The sequence below is a fragment of the Stenotrophomonas chelatiphaga genome, from assembly GCF_001431535.1.
GTDB lineage: Bacteria > Pseudomonadota > Gammaproteobacteria > Xanthomonadales > Xanthomonadaceae > Stenotrophomonas > Stenotrophomonas chelatiphaga.
The window spans coordinates 1-16395 of the sequence record NZ_LDJK01000075.1; the positions used below are offsets into that span (position 1 = coordinate 1).

A 16395-nucleotide genomic window follows, 5' to 3' on the forward strand; every position below is an offset into this window, starting at 1 on the left:
AGCCTCCCCGCCCGGCCACCTCCAACTGCAGCTTCAGACAACATCCACCCGCGAGGGAGTCCCACCCGTTCGACCAACCCCCGGTCAGGGCTGGCCGGCGAACACGCGCTCCAGCACCTCGGACAGTTCGTCTTCGGAAAACGGCTTGGTGATGTACGCCTTCGCGCCCTGCCGCATGCCCCACATGCGGTCGGTGTCCTGGTCCTTGGTGGTCACCAGGATCACCGGAATGTGGCGGGTGGTTTCATCGCGGGCCAGCGTGCGGGTGGCCTGGAAGCCGTTGAGGTTGGGCATCACCACGTCCATCAGCACCAGGTCCGGCAGTTCGGCGCGCGCGCTTTCCACGCCGGCCGCCCCATCAGTGGCGGTCAGGATCTGGTGACCCAGCTTCTCGACGATGCGCTGTATCCCCAACAGCTGCGATGGTGAATCGTCGACGATCAGGATGCGTGCCATGTTGCTCCCCAGGTGATGCGGCAGTGTAGTGTGCCGCTCGCCCCGGGGAGAAGGCGACAACGTGCCGTCCGTCGCCCGCCTGCGACGTTCAGTCGATCCGCACCACGGTACGCCCGTGCGCCCCGCCCGAAAGCATGCTTTCAAAGACCGGCGGCAGCTCGGCAATCCCGATTTCCCGCGTGCATATCTGCTGCAGGTGCGCCGGCTTCCAGTCGCTGCCCAGCCGTTCCCAGACCTGCTCGCGCAGCGTCCGCGGTGCGCTGGCCGAGGACACGCCGAGCAGCGATACGCCGCGCAGGATGAACGGCATCACGGTCATGTCCAGGGTCGGCTCGGCGGCCAGTCCCGCGCTGACCACGCTGCCGTAGCCCACGGTCTGTGCCAGCAGGCTGGCCAGCATCGGGCCACCTGCATTGTCCAGGCCACCGCCGAAGCGTGCCGACTGCAGCGGCGCGGTATCGGCCAGCACCTCGCGCGGCAGCACCTCGCTGGCCCCGATCGCGCGCAGCCAGTCGGCCTGCTCCGGCTTGCCGCTCACCGCATGCACGGCATAGCCGGCGCGGCTGAAGATATCCACCGCCAGGCTGCCGACTCCACCGCTGGCGCCGGTTACCGCCAGCGGCCCGTGGTCGGGCGTCAGGCGGTTGTCCTGCATGCGCAGCAGCGCCAGCGCGGCGGTGAAGCCGGCGGTGCCCAGCACCATCGCCTCGCGCGGGGTCAGCCCGGGCGGCTGGGCAATGACCGCGCTCGATTCCAGCCGCACGTACTGGCTGTAGCCGCCGTCGCGGGTCTCGCTCAGGCCGCAGCCGGTGGCCAGCACCGCATCGCCTTCGCGCCAGACGGGGTCGGTCGAGGCGACCACCACGCCCGCCACGTCGATCCCGCCGACCAGCGGAAACCGCCGCAGGATGCGGCCGCGGCCGGTTCCGGCCAGGGCGTCCTTGTAGTTGACCGACGACCACTGCGCGCGGACCAGCACCTGCCCGGGGGAAAGATCGTCCACCTGCAGGGGCTCCAGGCCGCTGCGGTGGCCGTGGTCGTCCTTGTGGATGCGGAAGGCGCTGAAGCTGTCGGGCAGGGACATTGGAACGCTCGCTGACGGGGAAATATCACCTTACCCCCTTCCAATCCTTCTGGTCCGCCCCATCTTGTAGAATCAGGGAAACCGGTACAAGGCTGGTGTCACGGGAAGGGCCCGTGGCGCGGCCCAATTCAGATGGAGCGTGCATGGCCTGGAATACACCCGGCGGCAACAGGGACGGACACCGTCCCGAAGACAACCGACGGGGGCCTTCCAAGCCCCGCGGCGGCGGATTTGGTGGTGGCTGGGGTGGGTTCCCGGGGCCGTTGAAGGAAATGTTCGATGGCGGCATCGTCCGCTGGATCGCCATCGCGGCGGTCCTGCTGCTGCTGTTTTCCAGCTTCCAGCTGATCGGCGAACAGCAGCGTGGCGTGGTCCTGCGCTTCGGCCAGTTCTCGCGCATCCTGCAGCCGGGCCCCAGCTTCAAGCTGCCCTGGCCGATCGAGTCGGTGACCAAGGTCAACGCCACGGAAATCAAGACCTTCTCGGTCTCGGTGCCGGTGCTGACCCGTGACGAGAACATCGTCAACGTCTCGCTCAACGTGCAGTACCGCATCGACGATCCGCGCCTGTTCCTGTTCGGCACCTACGATGCCAACCAGGTGCTGGAGCAGTCGGCGCAGAGCGCGGTGCGCGAAGAAGTCGGTCGTGCCGACCTGAACTCGGTGCTCAACAACCGTGGCCCGCTGGCGACCGCCGCCGAAACCCGCCTGCAGACCCTGCTGGGCGCGTATCGCACCGGTGTCACCGTGACCGGCCTGACCCTGCCCGATGCGCGTCCGCCGGAAGAAGTGAAGCCGGCCTTCGACGAGGTCAACGGTGCGCAGCAGGTCAAGGAACGCCTGATCAACGAAGCGCAGGCCTATGCGGCCAAGGTGGTTCCGGAAGCGCGCGGCCAGTCCGCCCGTACCCGTACCACCGCCGAAGGCTACAAGGCGGCCGTGGTGTCGCGCGCCGAAGGTGACGCCCAGCGCTTCACGCTGCTGCAGCAGCAGTACAAGAACGCGCCGGAAGTAACCCGCAAGCGCCTGTGGCTGGAGACGGTCGAACAGGTGCTGGCCGAAAACCGCAAGGTGATCGGTGGCGACAGCCGCCAGGTCCTGTACGTGCCGTTCCCGGGCGAAACCCGCCCGACCGGTGCAGCGCAGTTGCCATTGTCCAATCCGGATGTCGTGCTGCCTGCCGTGACCGGCAGTGCAAGCCCCACCCCGCGTGATGCAGGCCGGCCGACAGGCCGCCCGACGGGACGACCGAGCGGCCGTGAGGAGGGCAGCCAATGAGGAGTTCACTGTGGATCGGCCTGGTGGTCGTGATCCTGTTCGGCCTGCTGGGGTCGGTGTTCGTGGTCCGTGAGGACCAGACCGGCATGGTCTTGAACCTGGGCCGCGTGGTCCGCGCCGACATCAAGCCGGGCCTGCACTTCAAGGTACCGCTGGTGGAAACGGTGCGCGTGTTCGATCGCCGCTTCCAGGTGCTCGATACCGCGCCGGCGCGTTACTTCACCGCCGAACAGAAGGATGTCAGCGTCGACTTCTTCGCCATCGGGTACATCTCCAACGTGGGCGATTATTTCCGCGCCACCGGTGGCGACCCGCGCGTGGCCAACGCCCGCCTGGCACCGATCATCACCGATTCGCTGCGCAACCAGATCAACTCGCGTTCGCTGACCGAGCTGGTGTCCGGTGACCGCAGCGAACTGATCGCCGACCAGCTGACCGGCATCAACGAAGCGGTGAAAGGCCTGGGCATGCAGATCATCGACCTGCGCATCAAGCAGATCGACCTGCCGACCGACAGCCAGGTGATCAACGATGTGTACGAGCGCATGCGCGCCCAGCGCAAGCAGGAAGCGGCCAAGCTGCGTGCGGAAGGCGAGGAGCAGTCGCTGACCATCCGTGCCCAGGCCGATCGCGAGGCGACGGTGCTGGTGGCCGAAGCCGAACGCGATGCCCAGCGCCTGCGCGGTGAGGGCGATGCCGATGCAACGCGCATCTACGGCGAGGCCGGCTCGGCCGATCCGTCGTTCTTCGCGTTCACCCGCAGCCTGGAGGCCTACCGGAACTCGTTGACCGATGGCAACGGCGTGATCGTGCTGGACAAGAATGATCCGTTCCTGCAGTACCTGAAGAGCGACCGCTGAGTCGCAGTCGTTTCCCCACGGGGCCCGGCATGTCCGGGCCCCGTGCTTTTTGTGGAGCCGTTGGATGAAAGACCTGTTCGCCGCGCTGTGCCTGGTGGCCGTGATGGAAGGCCTGCTGTTGTTTGCCGCGCCACTGGCGTGGAAGCGCATGGCCGAACGCTTGCTGGACATGCCCAGTCCCGCCCTGCGCAGCTTCGGGGGGCTGGTGCTGCTGGCGGGCCTGAGCCTGCTGTGGTGGGCCCGGCACTAAGGGTTTCATCCATCGCGCTTCGTCGCATATGGCTCTTGGCAGGCTGAAACCTCTGTAATTAACGTCAGACCTCGACCAGCAGGAGGTAGGGCGATGCCGATTGAAGCAGCTACCATGCGCATGCGTCAGGGCCGCAACGAGGCCGCGAGGGCCGCAGGCAGGCAGCCGGTGTCTGCCCGAGTGCGCGTACCGCCGCGGCCCCCCTCCGGGGTGCGTTACGTCGGCAACAGGCCGTGGGACCGTCGGTCCACGTTGACGGTGATGACCGCGCTGCTGCTGGCCGGGCAGGCCGCGGCGACGACCGCCACGCGGGTCCAGAACGTCCCGCGTGCCGCGCTCCCGCCACCGGCAATGCCACCCCGCGGTTTCCACCCCGGCCTGTTTGCTTCGTTCACCGAGCCCTTGGCCGGGTTGGCCAACCAAGAGGCACTTGCGGTGGCCGAAGAGAGCGGCGGCGGTGGCAGCGCGCTGCTCTGGCAGGGCATCGCGGCGTGGTTCGCCGATCCGTGTACCGGCATGGATCAGTACGCCAACGGATTCTGGAAACTGCAGCACCCGCCTGCGCGCGAACAGCCCAGCCATTTCGGCGAACTGAAGCAGGCCGTGGCGCAGTCGATCCTCGCCGATGCAGCGCAGGCGTCGGCTGCGGCAGGAGGCGCCGAAGCGGTGCTGGCTGCCACCTGGGCCAGTGCGCAATCGCCTTCGGGGCGGCAATGGAGCGCCTTCCAGCCCCAGCTGGCCGCGATCCTGGCCCTGTCCAGCCGCGATGAGGTGGAGCGCCACCTGTGCGAGGCGCTGCCGCGTGGGCAGGCCGCATTGCTCGGTGTTGAACGCTATTTCCGCCGCGGCGTGCTGGTGGTGGCGGAAGGGCGGGGGGAGGGCACGACCGGCTTGCATGCCTTGCCGACGGCGCACCCGGTGGTGGTGTCCCATCGCGCGCAGATTGCCGCGCTGCTGTCGCGGACCGGCATGCCAGCTGCAGGCGCCGAGTCGGCTGCGCGGACCATCATGGAGATGGAGCAGAGCATTGCGGCGGCACCGGCGCAGCTGCAATCCTGCACGCGGGAACAGGCTGAGCGGGCTGTGCCTGGCTTCCCCTGGGCCACGCTGTGGCAGGCGCTGGGGTTGGATCCGATGACGGCGCTGTTCGCCGACCTGGCGCGTTCCCGTCAAGTGGCGCAGTTGCTGCGGGACCGCCCTGTCGAGGACTGGAAAGTATTCCTGCGCTATCGCGAGGCGGCGGTGCTGCAGCGCGATCTGGACAGCGGCACCCAGTCGGCCGATATTCTGCGCATGCTGGAACAGCGGCCGGGCGGACGCCTGCTGTTGAGCAGCTGGTATGGCGCGCGTGCGGATCCGCGCTGGTTCGCCGCCGCGACCGGCATGTTCGACACGCTCAAGCAGGTGTTCCGCGATGACGTGGCGGCGTCTGCCCTGCCTGCAGAGGACCGGGTCGTCCTGGACCAGACGCTGGCGGCGACGCGGCTGGTACTGGAGCAGGCCGGCAGCGGCCGGGACTGGACCGCCTTCCCCGCTGGCGGGGACCTGGTCACCAACCTGCAGTCGCTGGCCGCCTTCGCGCTGCACGATGATCTGGACATCATCGAAGGACGCGCGCAGGGCGAAGATACTGCGCTCCCGGCGCATCATCTTTCGATCGGAACCAACATCATCGACGGGCTGGTCCGCGTGTCCCCCGCGCTGCTCGCCAGCCTGGCCGGGCAGGCACCGCAGCGCGAGGTGCAGTGGGCGACGCTGGGCATGATGCTCGGCCACGAGCTCGGCCATGTCCTGAGTGATGCCATCGGGCTGAGTGACCCGGGCCAGTCGCTGATGGCGCAGGAAGATGCAGCCATCCGTCAGCGCATCGGTGACCTGTGGTCAGGCACCTCGCACCTGGATGCAACACGTGTGCTGGAGGAAGCCGGTGCCGATCTGCGCGGCTTGAGCGCGGCGTTGCGGGCCGGCGAAACCGAGGCGGCGGCGGCTGGGCGGTCATTCGACCGCAAGCGGTTCTTCGTCGCCGCGGCGGGCCTGCATGCGGCCAATCCGACCGCCCGGCAACTGCGCGCGCAGCTCGAACGGGAGGGGCATCCGCCCGGACCGTTCCGTGCCGAACTGGGCCGGTCAGTGAAAGGATTCGATACGGCCTTCGGCTGCGAGCCCCGGCCCAGCGAGCCCTTCGACCACATCCTGCCCCGGGCCGGCAGCACCGCGGCAGGGGCGTTGCACCCCAACCCGGGCTGACCCATGGTGCCGGCACAGGGTGGCACCTGCCCCCCGAAACCCGGATAATGCACAAAAGCCGGACGGGCCTCCCGTTCGGCTTTTTCCGTGTCCGGGCCCTCCATCGCCGGCGCCTCCCCGTTGGAGCCGCCACCCCGCGCTGGCCAGCCTCGCCACGGTTTACCCGTCCGCGGCCCCGATGGCCGCACACAATTCGAGGAGCCCGTCATGGGTCAGTCTGTCGTAGTGCTTGGTGCCCAGTGGGGCGATGAAGGCAAGGGCAAGATCGTCGATCTGCTCACCGAGGAAATCGGTGCCGTAGTGCGTTTCCAGGGTGGCCACAATGCCGGCCACACGCTGGTCATCAATGGCAAGAAGACCGTCCTGCACCTGATTCCGTCGGGCATCCTGCGCGCCGATGCGCTGTGCCTGATCGGCAACGGCGTGGTGATCTCGCCGGCCGCGCTGCAGAAGGAAATCGCCGAGCTGGAAACCTCCGGCGTGGAAGTGCGTTCGCGCCTGAAGATCTCCCCGGCCGCGCCGCTGATCATGCCGTACCACATCGCCCTGGACCAGGCGCGCGAACGCGCTGCCGGCGGCAAGGCGATCGGCACCACCGGCCGTGGCATCGGCCCGGCGTACGAAGACAAGGTGGCGCGTCGCGGCATCCGCATCGCCGACCTGCATTACCCGGCGCAGCTGGAAGAACTGCTGCGCACCGCGCTGGATTACCACAACTTCGTGTTGACCAAGTACCTGGGCACCGATGCGGTCGATTTCCAGCAGACCTTCGACGAGGCACTGGCCTTTGGCGAGTACGTGCAGCCGATGAAGTCCGACGTGGCCGGCATCCTGCACGACCTGCGCAAGCAGGGTAAGCGCGTGTTGTTCGAAGGGGCGCAGGGCGCGCTGCTGGACATCGACCACGGCACCTACCCGTATGTCACCAGCTCCAACACCACCGTCGGTGGTGCGCTTGCCGGTGCAGGCGTGGGTGCCGATTCCATCGATTACGTGCTGGGTATCGCCAAGGCGTACGCCACGCGCGTCGGCGGTGGTCCGTTCCCGACCGAACTGGACGATGAAATCGGCCAGGGCATCCGTGACCGTGGCGCCGAGTACGGTGCGTCCACCGGTCGCCCGCGTCGTTGCGGCTGGATGGACATCGTGGCGCTGAAGCGCGCGGTGGCGATCAACGGCATCAGCGGCCTGTGCATCACCAAGCTGGACGTGCTGGATGGCATGGAAAAGCTGAAGATCTGCATCGCCTACGAATACCGTGGCAAGCGCACCGAATACGCCCCGCTGGATGGCCAGGGCTGGGAAGAGTGCACCCCCGTGTACCTGGAGTTCCCGGGCTGGACCGAGAACACCCACGGCATCACCAACTGGGACGACCTGCCGCCGGCCGCGCGCGCCTACCTGCGGTCGCTGGAAGAGCTGGCCGGTTGCCCGATCAGCATCGTGTCGACCGGTCCGGACCGAGACCACACCATGGTCCTGCAGGACCCGTTCGCCTGATCCCGGCGATAACGCGATAACGCGATAACGCCGAGCCATGCTCGGCGGGCTCCAGCAGAGGGCGTGACGACCACCGGTCGCCACGCCCTCTGTCGTTTTGCACATCGGCGCGCTTCGGCCGGCCCAGTGCTCCTATGGAGATGCAAGCCATACGCGGTCATCATCCGTCCATGAAATCAACGGGAGGGAGTGCCATGCCCTGGTGGCTGAAAACAGCGTGGTGCCTGTACCTGGGAGCATGGGGGGCGCTTGGCTTCGGCATATGGGCAAACCGCTACGTAAGCCAGACGCCAAGCGCAGTGCTGGAGCTGCTACCGGGGCAGCGCGTGTCGCTGCCGGTCTATCGTTACAAGGCCGACCAGCCGCGCCCTGTCCTGTACTTCCATCGCACCCGCGCAGAGCGGCCGGAGTTGGGGAGCTGGCGTACACGTGTGGCCACGCCTGACCCGGCGCAGGACGATGGTGGACGTTTCTTCGCAGAGCCCGGGGAGCCGGTGGTGCTGGACGTCAGCGTCGGAACGCGATGGGCCAGGCTGGAGGCTCTACCGACGAGTGGCCACAGCACCGATCATTTTTCACGCGACATGACGGCCCTGGTGGAAGACGGTGATCCGCATCGTTTCGGCGGGTCGCGGCGTGACATCCCGATGATCCTTCCCAGGGGCCATTCGCAGTTGGATATCCAGGTCGTTTCTGTCGGCGCTCCGCTGCGCGGTGAGCGTGTGACGCTTCATCTGGACGCTCCACTGGGTCTGAAGGCCTATCAGCCGGGCTACGGATGGCTATGGCCGTTCTTCTTTCCCGGTGTACTGTCAGCACTGCTGGCACTTCCCGGGCTGCTGCTCGCGGCCCTGACATGGCGAAGGCGCCAGCCAGTTTCTGCACGACCAAATCACGGGCCGCGGCCCATGCTCGGCAGCACCCAGCACCGAGATGCCCTGATGAGCGCCTACACCCTGCAGGACCTGGCCAGGAAAATGGCCGACATCGACTTCGTCATGCTGCAGACCACCACCGACGGCGGTGAGCACGCGGCGCGGCCGATGAGCAACAACGGTGACGTGGACTACGATGGCGACAGCTGGTTTTTCACCTTTGAAAACACCCGCATGGTGGCCGACATCCGCCGCGATCCGAAGGTCGGCCTGTCCTTCACCGGTGCCAAGTCATTGCTGGGCAAGCCGCCGATCTTCGTCGCGGTGCAGGGGCATTGCCACCTGCATACCGACAAGGCGACCTTCGCCGAGCATTGGGTCAAGGACCTGGAGCGCTGGTTCGAGCAGGGCATCGATACGCCCGGCATCGTGCTGCTGCACGTGCGTGCCTCGCGCATCGCCTGGTGGGACGGCGAAGACAATGGTGAACTGACGGTGTGATGCGCGGTCCCGGTTCCCGCCGAGCATGGCTCGGCGCTACCAGGCCCTTGCCACCACGGTAGCGCCGACCCATGGTCGGCGAGCGCAGCGGCCGGCACGCAGCGGGCATCGGTAGCGCCGACCCATGGTCGGCGAGCGTAGCTGCCGGTTACCGCCCCGTCAGCAACGGATACGGGTTGATCGATTCCCCCTTCCACCACTGCTTTTCCGGCCCCAGCACATGCACTTCAAAGTGCAGGTGCGGCGCTTCGGGATTCGCATTGCCGGTGCTGCCGACGTAGCCGATCACCTCACCGCGCTTGATCTGCTTCTTCTCCGCCAGCCCGTCGGCATAGCGCTGCAGATGCGCGTAGTAATAGCAGTGCACGCCATCGGGATCGAACTGGTACACCGTCAGCCCGCCCTTGTCGCTGTCGAACAGCTTCTCGACATGGCCGTCCGCCACCGCCAACACCGGCGTGCCTTCGGCCGCCATGATGTCGATGGCATCGTGCACCCGGCCTTCGCTGCGCGCATCGGTAAAGGTGTCCTGCAGCTGCGACGCTGCGACGCCCTGCACTGGCAGCAGCAGCCCACTGCCGGCGGGCGCGGCGACAGGCGTGGCGACCGGCGCGGCCGGCAGGGCGGGCGCCGCGGCCGTCACCTGCAGCGATGAAGGCGACGGTCCGGCCACCGCTTCGGGCGTCACCGATGGCGACGGCGCCGGTTCACCGGGCACGGCAATCACCGACGCCGGATCCACCGGCGCGATATCCACCGCCTGGCCGTGCTGGCCGAACAGCCACCAGCCGGCACCGATGCCCACCACCAGTCCCACTGCGATCAACGGCATTACGCGCATCGGCTTACTCCTGCATCAGCACGGTCAGCGACGGTCCCACCGCATCGGCCACGCGCAGCGCATCCCAGTTGGTCATGCGCACGCAGCCATGCGATTCGGTCTTGCCCACGTGGCCCGGCTCGGGCGTGCCGTGCAGGCCATAGTGCGGCTTGGAGATGTCGATCCACACCACGCCGACCGGATTGTTCGGGCCCGGCGGCAGGGTCTGCTTGCTGTCGCTCTTCTTCGCATCCCAGAACAGCTTGGGGTTGTAATGGAAGGTCGGGTCACGGGCAACGCCGAGGATCTTCCACTCGCCGATCGGCAGCGGATCGTGCTGGCTGCCGGAAGACACCGGCACCTGGGCCAGCACCTTGCCTTGGTCGTCCAGCAACTGCAGGGTGGAGTCGGATTTGTCGATCAGCACCTTGGCCGCCTTCGGCAGTGCACCGCCGCCGATATTGGGCACCTGGATGACGGTGCCGGCCTTGCCCAGGTCCACGCCCGGATTGAGTGCCTTGAGCAGGTCGGGCGAGGCATGGAAGCGTTCGCCCAGTGCTTCAGCCACCGAGCCGAATCCGAGTGCTTTCAGCTGTGCCTGTGCGGCGGGCCCCTTCGGCGTCGGCTGGAATGGACCGGCCACGTCTTCGGCGGTGAGCGTGTAGCGCACCAGCATGTTGGTGCTGTCGGCCTGCAGTGCCTGCCAGGTCTCTTCGTCCAGTTCGCCGGTGACCTTCAGTCCGCGCGCGGCCTGGAAACCGGATACCGCGCGGCGTTGGTTCGAGCCGACCTCGCCGTCGATCTGGCCGGGCGAGAAGTTCGCGCGGTCCAGCAGGACCTGGGCGTGCAGCGGCGAGCGCGGTTCGATGTTCACCGGTTGCCCGGCCGCCGCCTGCGCGGGGGCGGCAGGCGCAGGCGCCTGGGCCATCGCCAGCGGCGCGGCGGCCAGGCCCAGGCAGGCGAGCAGCAGGGAAGAGAGGGGCAGGCGTTTGGGCAGCATCGGGAACTCCTTGATCGAATGCCTCCACCATGCCCATGGGGCATGCGCAGCCACCGTGAAAAAGCTGAGGGGAGGCTGAGCGGACGATGCAGCGCCGCGCGTGTTCGACGACGGGAGGGGGGCGAGCACGCGCGACACTACCGCTGCGGCGCGTCTTCGCCGATGCTGGGCGCAAGACAAGGGGATGCCATGGACAGCAGTGACAACGCAGTACCTGCCGGCGGGCTGCCGGGCAGTCGGCCCAGCGCGTTCGACTGGTCGTTGATACCGGTTTCGGAGGGCAATGAGGATTCCCTCGTGCTGCGGGCCTCGCACCGCATGCGGCGCGAGCCGGCGCTGTTGTTCACCACGGCCTACCTGCTCGTTTCCGCGCTCGGCCTGTGGTGCAGCTACTGGTTCTACCGTGGCTTCGGACTGTCGATCCTGGATTACCTGCAGGCCAGCGATTTCCTCGTCGCCGGTGTGCGCGACCCGGTATACATCGGCCTGCTGGTGTTGGGCGTGTTGCTGGTGCTGCTGGTGACCTGGCCGGAGACGCTGCGCCTGCGCAATCCGGATACCGTGGCGCGGCTGGCAGGCCGCAACCGGGCATGGCGGATGCTGCTGGGGCGTTCGGTGTTCACCAGCTGGGAGGCGACGCGGATGCGTCCGCTGACCGCGATGACCGTGGCCGTGACTCTGTTCATGGCGGTGGCGGCCGCCGGTTACGTGGCCCAGCGCGGCGCGGACATCCGCGATCACCGGGACGGTGATGCGGTGACCGTGCACCTGATCGGCGACGCGGCGGCATTGCCGGGCCAGGCGCGGCTGCTGGGAACCAGCAGCGCGTTCGTCTTCCTGTGGTGGCCGGCGCAGCGACGGGCCGAAGCGGTGCCGATCGCCGCGGTTCGCCGGGTGCAGGCGGTAGTGGTGGCGGCGAAGGTGGCCACGCCGGAGCGCGGAGCGGGCAAGCCAGCTCCGCGCTGAGAGCGTAGAGCGTGACGACCAACGGTCGTCACCCACCCATCCGAGGGTCGTTACCCACCCGTCCGAGGGTCCCCATCCACGCATCCGACGGCCGTGACCGCCGGGTGCGGCCCGCTGTCAGGCCAGCAGGCGCAGTTTCGGTTCGCGTGCCCACTGGCGCAGCGCGGCCGCGCGGATGAATGCCTGCGCGTCCGCGGCGCCCACGATGCCGGGATCATTGCCGACACCGGCGGCCTTCAGCAGCGCCTTGGCGCCGTCATCGTGGCCGATCGCTTTCAGGTGTGCCCACGCGTTGCTGACGAAATCGATCGCGGCGGACTCCTTGCACAGCGCCTTGCCCGCATCCGCGCTCAGCACCACCGCGACCGCGTCGAAGACCACCGAGGGCGTACCCGCCAGTTGTCCATCCGCGGCCTGGCGCTTGCCGTCGCTGAGCACGCCGCCGCCCAGCTTGGGCGCGACCAGCTTCACGTCCGCGCCGGCTTTCTGCGCGGCCTTGCGCAGCCCGGCAATCACGCCGGCGTCGGATCCTTCGTCGAACAGGATGCCGATGCAGCGGCCCTGCAGGCTGTCCTTGCCGCGCCCGATGGTGCGCACTTCCGGGGCGTTGGGCAGGTCCTGCGCGGGCACGGCGGCAGGCACCGGGTCCGGCAGCGCGGCCATGCCCAGGCCGTCGGCCACGCGCTGGGCCAAGCTGTCATCGATATTGCGCAGCTGGCCAACGGTGCGCTCGCGCACTGCGGCGGTTTCCACCTTGGACAGTTCAAACACCAGCGCAGAAGCGAGGTGGGCCTGCTCCGGCTTTTCCAGGCTGCGGAAGAACATCCGTGCCTGGCTGAAGTGGTCGGAGAAACTCTCGGCGCGGGTGCGGCCCTTGCGCCCGTCATCGACGGTGGCATGGCTGCGGAAACCGGCCGGCGTCTCGCGCGGCGTGTCGGCTTCCAGCGAACTGGGGTCATAGGCCACCCGGCCCTTGGGCACCTGCATCTGCATGTGGCCGTCGCGCTGGTGGTTGGCGAACGGGCACTTCGGTGCATTGACCGGTATCTGGTGGAAGTTCGGCCCGCCCAGGCGGATCAGCTGGGTATCCAGGTAAGAGAACAAGCGCCCCTGCAGCAGCGGGTCGTTGCTGAAATCAATGCCGGGCGGCACGTTGGCCGGGCAGTACGCTACCTGTTCGGTTTCGGCGAAGAAATTGTCCGGCCAGCGGTCCAGTACCATCCGGCCGATCACCTGCAGCGGAACCAGCGATTCGGGGACGATCTTCGTCGGGTCCAGGTGGTCGAACGGGAACTGTTCGGCCTCTTCTTCGGTGAACAGCTGCACGGCCAGTTCCCATTCGGGGAAGTCGCCACGCTGGATGGCCTCGAACAGGTCGCGGCGCTGGAAATCATTGTCAGCACCCTGCAGTTTCAGCGCCTCGTCCCATACCGTCGACTGCAGCCCCAGCTTGGGCCGCCAATGGAACTTGACGAAGGTGGAATTGCCGGCGTCGTCGAGCAGGCGGAAGCTGTGGATGCCGAAGCCTTCGATCATGCGCAGCGAGCGCGGAATGGTGCGATCGCTCATCGCCCACATGATCATGTGCATGGATTCGGGCATCAGGGACACGAAATCCCAGAACGTATCGTGCGCGCTGGCCGCCTGCGGGAAGGCGCGGTCCGGCTCCATCTTCACTGCGTGGATCAGGTCCGGGAACTTCAGCGCATCCTGGATGAAGAACACCGGGATGTTGTTGCCCACCAGGTCCCAGTTGCCTTCGGTGGTATAGAACTTGACCGCGAATCCGCGCACGTCGCGCGGGGTGTCGACCGAACCGGCACCCCCGGCCACGGTGGAAAAGCGGGTGAACACCGGCGTCTTGACGCCGACTTCGGTCAGCACCTTCGCCCGGGTGAATTTGCCCAGCGAACGGGTCAGCTCGAAGTAGCCATGGGCGGCGCTGCCGCGCGCATGCACGATGCGCTCCGGGATCCGTTCGTGGTCGAAGTGGGTGATCTTCTCGCGCAGCAGGAAGTCTTCCAGCAGGCTGGGGCCACGCGGCCCTGCACGCAGCGAGTTCTGGTTGTCGGAAACCGGAATGCCCTGGTTGCTGGTGAGTACCGGGTGGGAGCCACCGGCCAGCTGGTGCAGTTCATCGCCCTGGCCGCGCTGTTCCAGCGCCTCGCTGGACGACGGTGCGGACGTGGGCTGTGCGGGTGCGCGCTTGCCGGAGGGCTTGCTGGCGGCCATTGAAGGAATCTCCTGGTGGATTGGCGGGGGTCTCTGTTCGACTGTGGCCGGTCAGGTGTTAATCCACGGTCCCGTGCAGGTGAGCGCGCAGGCAAAACGGCGGTCGGCTATGCTGTGGGCATGCGTGTTGAACCTGCCGACATCGAAGCCCTGTTCGACGCCATTCCGGACGTGCTGTTCTTCATGAAGGACCGCGAGGGGCGTTACACCCACATCAACCAGACCATGCTGCGCCGGCTCGGGTTGAAATCGCGCAAGGACGTGATCGGTCGGACGGCGGCGGAGATCTATCCCACCGGCTTGAGCGCGGACTACGCCGACCAGGATGCCCGGGTGATCGCCGGGGCGGTGATCGAAAACCTGATGGAACTGCACCTGTTCGCCAACCGGGAACCGGGCTGGTGCCTGACCTGCAAGCGTCCGTTGGTCGTGGAAGGGGAGATCAAGGGGCTGATCGGCATTTCCCGCGACCTGGGGCAGAAGCACAGCCTGGGCGCGCAGTACGAGCACCTGCGACTGGCGCTGGCCCACCTCAATGCGCATTACGCCGAAAACGTGCGCATGCAGACCCTGCTGGACATCACCGGGTTCTCGCTGTCCAAACTGGAGCGCAGCTTCCGCAAGGTGTTCCAGATGACCCCGCAGCAGGTACTTACCCGGTTGCGGATCCAGATGGCCATGCATCTGCTGCATGGCAACGACAGCATCGCCAGCATCGGCCAGGCCTGCGGCTTCAGCGACCAGAGCGCGTTCACCCGCAAGTTCAAGGCGGAGGCGGGGCTTTCCCCACGCGCCTACCGGGCGCGCATCTCCGAACTGGCAGGCGGCTGAGCCGGCAGGCCATCCGGCCTATCCCACCGGCGCGCCGGACAAGGTAATGTGACGGCCTTGTTGCCGCACACAGTGTCCTTCGATGCCTGCCAACCCGACGCCTGCCGCTCCTGCTTCGCCCCCCCGCCTTGGGCATGCGCTCAAGCCCCGCCAGCTGATCATGATGGGGCTGGGCAGTGCCATCGGCGCCGGGTTGTTCCTCGGCTCCGGGGTTGGCGTGCAGCTGGCCGGCCCGGCCGTGCTGCTGTCCTACCTGGTCGCCGGTGCGCTGGTGATCATCGTGATGAACGCGCTGGGCGAAATGGCGGCCAACAAGCCGACCAGCGGGGCATTTTCGGTGTATGCCGCCGACGCCCTGGGCCCGACCGCCGGTGCCACCGTCGGCTGGCTGTGGTGGGTGCAGCTGGTGATCGTGATCGCCGCCGAAGCGGTAGGCGCGGCCGGCCTGCTGGCGACGGTATGGACCGGCCTGTCGGTGCCGATGGCGGCCTTGGCGTTCATGCTGTTCTTCACCGCCATCAACCTGCTGGGGGTGAAGAATTTCGGTGAGTTCGAGTTCTGGTTCGCGATCCTCAAGGTGGCCGCGATCCTTGGCTTCATCGCCATCGGTGCGGCGCTGCTGCTGGGCTGGTTGCCGGATGCGACCTCACCGGGCCTGTCCAACTTCACCGGCAATGGCGGCTTTGCCCCGACCGGCCTGGCCGGCGTCGGCGCGGCGCTGCTGGTGGTGATCTTCGCCTTCGGCGGCACCGAGATCGTAGCGGTCGCCGCGGCGGAAACCGAGGACCCCGAGCGCAGCATCGCGCGCGCGATCCGTACCGTGGCATGGCGCATCCTGGTGTTCTACATCGGTTCGCTGAGCGTCATCATCGCGGTGGTGCCGTGGACCAGCGAGGCGTTGAAATCGCCGTTCGCTGCCGTGCTGGAAGCGGCCAATATCCCCGGCGCCGGCACCGCCATCACGCTGGTTGCGGTGATCGCGCTGCTGTCCGCGCTCAACGCCAACCTGTATGGCGCTTCGCGGATGATCTTCTCGCTGGCACAGCGCCGCGAGGCGCCTGCCGTGCTCGGCTGGGCCGACCGTCGCCAGGTGCCGGTGCTGGCGGTGCTGGCCAGCGTGCTGTTCGGCTTCGCCGCTACGGTGATGGAGCTGGTGTTCCCGGACAGGGTGCTGCCGGTGCTGCTGAACATCGTCGGTTCCACCTGCCTGCTGGTGTGGACGTTGTCGCTGCTGTCGCAGCTCGTGCTGCGTCGGCGGGCGGACCGCGCCGGGGTGGCGCTGCCGTTCCGGATGGCTGCTTTCCCCTGGTTGACGGCGCTGGCGCTGGCCATCCTGGCCCTGATCTTTGCGCTGCTGCTGTACGGCGACCAGACCCGCCTGCAGTTCCTGTCGATGGTGGTGCTGACTCTGTTCATCGCCGGCTGCAGCGCCGCTGCGCGGCGTCTGCGCAGCCAGGCAGGCTGAGCGTCGGTGAAGGCGTAGCGGTCCGGACCGC

14 protein-coding genes are annotated in these 16395 nt (G+C 67.5%); 9 read left to right on the plus strand and 5 right to left on the minus strand.

Annotated features, from left to right (window positions below; translation table 11 throughout):
- Positions 1 to 84: 84 nt before the first annotated feature.
- The gene (gene pilH / locus ABB28_RS14730) at positions 85 to 456 is read right to left on the minus strand and encodes a twitching motility response regulator PilH (RefSeq protein WP_057509344.1); all 372 of its coding nucleotides are present in this window, start codon (positions 454 to 456) and stop codon (positions 85 to 87) included.
- A gap of 88 nt (positions 457 to 544) precedes the next feature.
- Complete coding sequence (locus ABB28_RS14735; RefSeq protein ID WP_057509345.1) at positions 545 to 1540, minus strand: YhdH/YhfP family quinone oxidoreductase; 996 nt, start codon at positions 1538 to 1540, stop codon at positions 545 to 547.
- A 143-nt stretch (positions 1541 to 1683) separates the two neighbouring features.
- Between ABB28_RS14735 and hflK the strand changes: the two genes are divergently transcribed.
- The 6 genes from hflK to ABB28_RS18500 all read left to right on the plus strand — a co-directional run bounded on the left by hflK (position 1684) and on the right by ABB28_RS18500 (position 9050).
- On the plus strand, positions 1684 to 2817 hold the full coding sequence (gene hflK / locus ABB28_RS14740; protein WP_057509346.1) for an FtsH protease activity modulator HflK: 1134 nt from the start codon (positions 1684 to 1686) through the stop codon (positions 2815 to 2817).
- On the plus strand, positions 2814 to 3677 hold the full coding sequence (gene hflC / locus ABB28_RS14745; protein WP_057509347.1) for a protease modulator HflC: 864 nt from the start codon (positions 2814 to 2816) through the stop codon (positions 3675 to 3677). The genes hflK and hflC overlap by 4 nt, the downstream gene beginning before the upstream one ends.
- Before the next feature lie 64 nt (positions 3678 to 3741).
- Entirely contained in the window at positions 3742 to 3927 is a 186-nt protein-coding gene (locus tag ABB28_RS14750; RefSeq protein WP_057509348.1) for a DUF2065 domain-containing protein, read from the plus strand.
- Between the two features lie 261 nt (positions 3928 to 4188).
- The gene (locus tag ABB28_RS14755; protein WP_057509349.1) at positions 4189 to 6174 is read left to right on the plus strand and encodes a M13-type metalloendopeptidase; all 1986 of its coding nucleotides are present in this window, start codon (positions 4189 to 4191) and stop codon (positions 6172 to 6174) included.
- A gap of 207 nt (positions 6175 to 6381) precedes the next feature.
- Positions 6382 to 7674 (plus strand): adenylosuccinate synthase, encoded by a 1293-nt coding sequence (locus ABB28_RS14760; RefSeq protein WP_042613514.1) that lies wholly within the window; start codon positions 6382 to 6384, stop codon positions 7672 to 7674.
- 194 nt (positions 7675 to 7868) lie between these two features.
- Positions 7869 to 9050 carry a pyridoxamine 5'-phosphate oxidase family protein gene (locus tag ABB28_RS18500; RefSeq protein WP_338063066.1) on the plus strand — a complete coding sequence of 394 codons (1182 nt, stop codon included), beginning with the start codon at positions 7869 to 7871 and terminating at the stop codon, positions 9048 to 9050.
- A 148-nt stretch (positions 9051 to 9198) separates the two neighbouring features.
- Here the strand turns inward: ABB28_RS18500 and ABB28_RS14770 are convergent, their stop codons facing one another.
- Together ABB28_RS14770 and ABB28_RS14775 are read right to left on the minus strand one after the other, a co-directional pair.
- A complete protein-coding gene (locus ABB28_RS14770; RefSeq protein ID WP_057509350.1) occupies positions 9199 to 9891 on the minus strand; it encodes a M23 family metallopeptidase in 693 nt (230 codons plus the stop codon).
- Between the two features lie 4 nt (positions 9892 to 9895).
- The gene (locus ABB28_RS14775; protein ID WP_057509351.1) at positions 9896 to 10870 is read right to left on the minus strand and encodes a L,D-transpeptidase family protein; all 975 of its coding nucleotides are present in this window, start codon (positions 10868 to 10870) and stop codon (positions 9896 to 9898) included.
- Between the two features lie 189 nt (positions 10871 to 11059).
- Between ABB28_RS14775 and ABB28_RS14780 the strand changes: the two genes are divergently transcribed.
- A complete protein-coding gene (locus tag ABB28_RS14780; RefSeq protein WP_057509352.1) occupies positions 11060 to 11836 on the plus strand; it encodes a hypothetical protein in 777 nt (258 codons plus the stop codon).
- Between the two features lie 117 nt (positions 11837 to 11953).
- Here ABB28_RS14780 and ABB28_RS14785 read toward each other — a convergent pair whose 3' ends face one another.
- Positions 11954 to 14068: a catalase gene (locus ABB28_RS14785; protein WP_057509353.1), complete on the minus strand. Its 2115-nt coding sequence runs from the start codon at positions 14066 to 14068 to the stop codon at positions 11954 to 11956.
- Between the two features lie 120 nt (positions 14069 to 14188).
- On the opposite strand from ABB28_RS14785, the gene ABB28_RS14790 reads away from it, so the two are divergent.
- Together ABB28_RS14790 and ABB28_RS14795 are read left to right on the plus strand one after the other, a co-directional pair.
- Positions 14189 to 14899, plus strand: coding sequence for an AraC family transcriptional regulator (locus ABB28_RS14790; RefSeq protein ID WP_057509354.1), 711 nt, complete (start codon positions 14189 to 14191; stop codon positions 14897 to 14899).
- 82 nt (positions 14900 to 14981) lie between these two features.
- Positions 14982 to 16364, plus strand: coding sequence for an amino acid permease (locus tag ABB28_RS14795; RefSeq protein ID WP_057509355.1), 1383 nt, complete (start codon positions 14982 to 14984; stop codon positions 16362 to 16364).
- Positions 16365 to 16395 lie beyond the last annotated feature (31 nt).

Excerpts from the sequence above, each read along its gene's own strand:
- hflK (WP_057509346.1), top strand. The coding sequence starts at position 1,684 with ATGGCCTGGAATACACCCGGCGGCAACAGGGACGGACACCGTCCCGAA.
- ABB28_RS14770 (WP_057509350.1), bottom strand. The coding sequence starts at position 9,891 with ATGCGCGTAATGCCGTTGATCGCAGTGGGACTGGTGGTGGGCATCGGT.
- ABB28_RS14775 (WP_057509351.1), bottom strand. The coding sequence starts at position 10,870 with ATGCTGCCCAAACGCCTGCCCCTCTCTTCCCTGCTGCTCGCCTGCCTG.
- ABB28_RS14795 (WP_057509355.1), top strand. The coding sequence starts at position 14,982 with ATGCCTGCCAACCCGACGCCTGCCGCTCCTGCTTCGCCCCCCCGCCTT.
- ABB28_RS14760 (WP_042613514.1), top strand. The coding sequence starts at position 6,382 with ATGGGTCAGTCTGTCGTAGTGCTTGGTGCCCAGTGGGGCGATGAAGGC.
- pilH (WP_057509344.1), bottom strand. The coding sequence starts at position 456 with ATGGCACGCATCCTGATCGTCGACGATTCACCATCGCAGCTGTTGGGG.
- ABB28_RS18500 (WP_338063066.1), top strand. The coding sequence starts at position 7,869 with ATGCCCTGGTGGCTGAAAACAGCGTGGTGCCTGTACCTGGGAGCATGG.
- ABB28_RS14750 (WP_057509348.1), top strand. The coding sequence starts at position 3,742 with ATGAAAGACCTGTTCGCCGCGCTGTGCCTGGTGGCCGTGATGGAAGGC.
- ABB28_RS14755 (WP_057509349.1), top strand. The coding sequence starts at position 4,189 with ATGACCGCGCTGCTGCTGGCCGGGCAGGCCGCGGCGACGACCGCCACG.
- ABB28_RS14785 (WP_057509353.1), bottom strand. The coding sequence starts at position 14,068 with ATGGCCGCCAGCAAGCCCTCCGGCAAGCGCGCACCCGCACAGCCCACG.
- ABB28_RS14780 (WP_057509352.1), top strand. The coding sequence starts at position 11,060 with ATGGACAGCAGTGACAACGCAGTACCTGCCGGCGGGCTGCCGGGCAGT.
- hflC (WP_057509347.1), top strand. The coding sequence starts at position 2,814 with ATGAGGAGTTCACTGTGGATCGGCCTGGTGGTCGTGATCCTGTTCGGC.
- ABB28_RS14735 (WP_057509345.1), bottom strand. The coding sequence starts at position 1,540 with ATGTCCCTGCCCGACAGCTTCAGCGCCTTCCGCATCCACAAGGACGAC.
- ABB28_RS14790 (WP_057509354.1), top strand. The coding sequence starts at position 14,189 with ATGCGTGTTGAACCTGCCGACATCGAAGCCCTGTTCGACGCCATTCCG.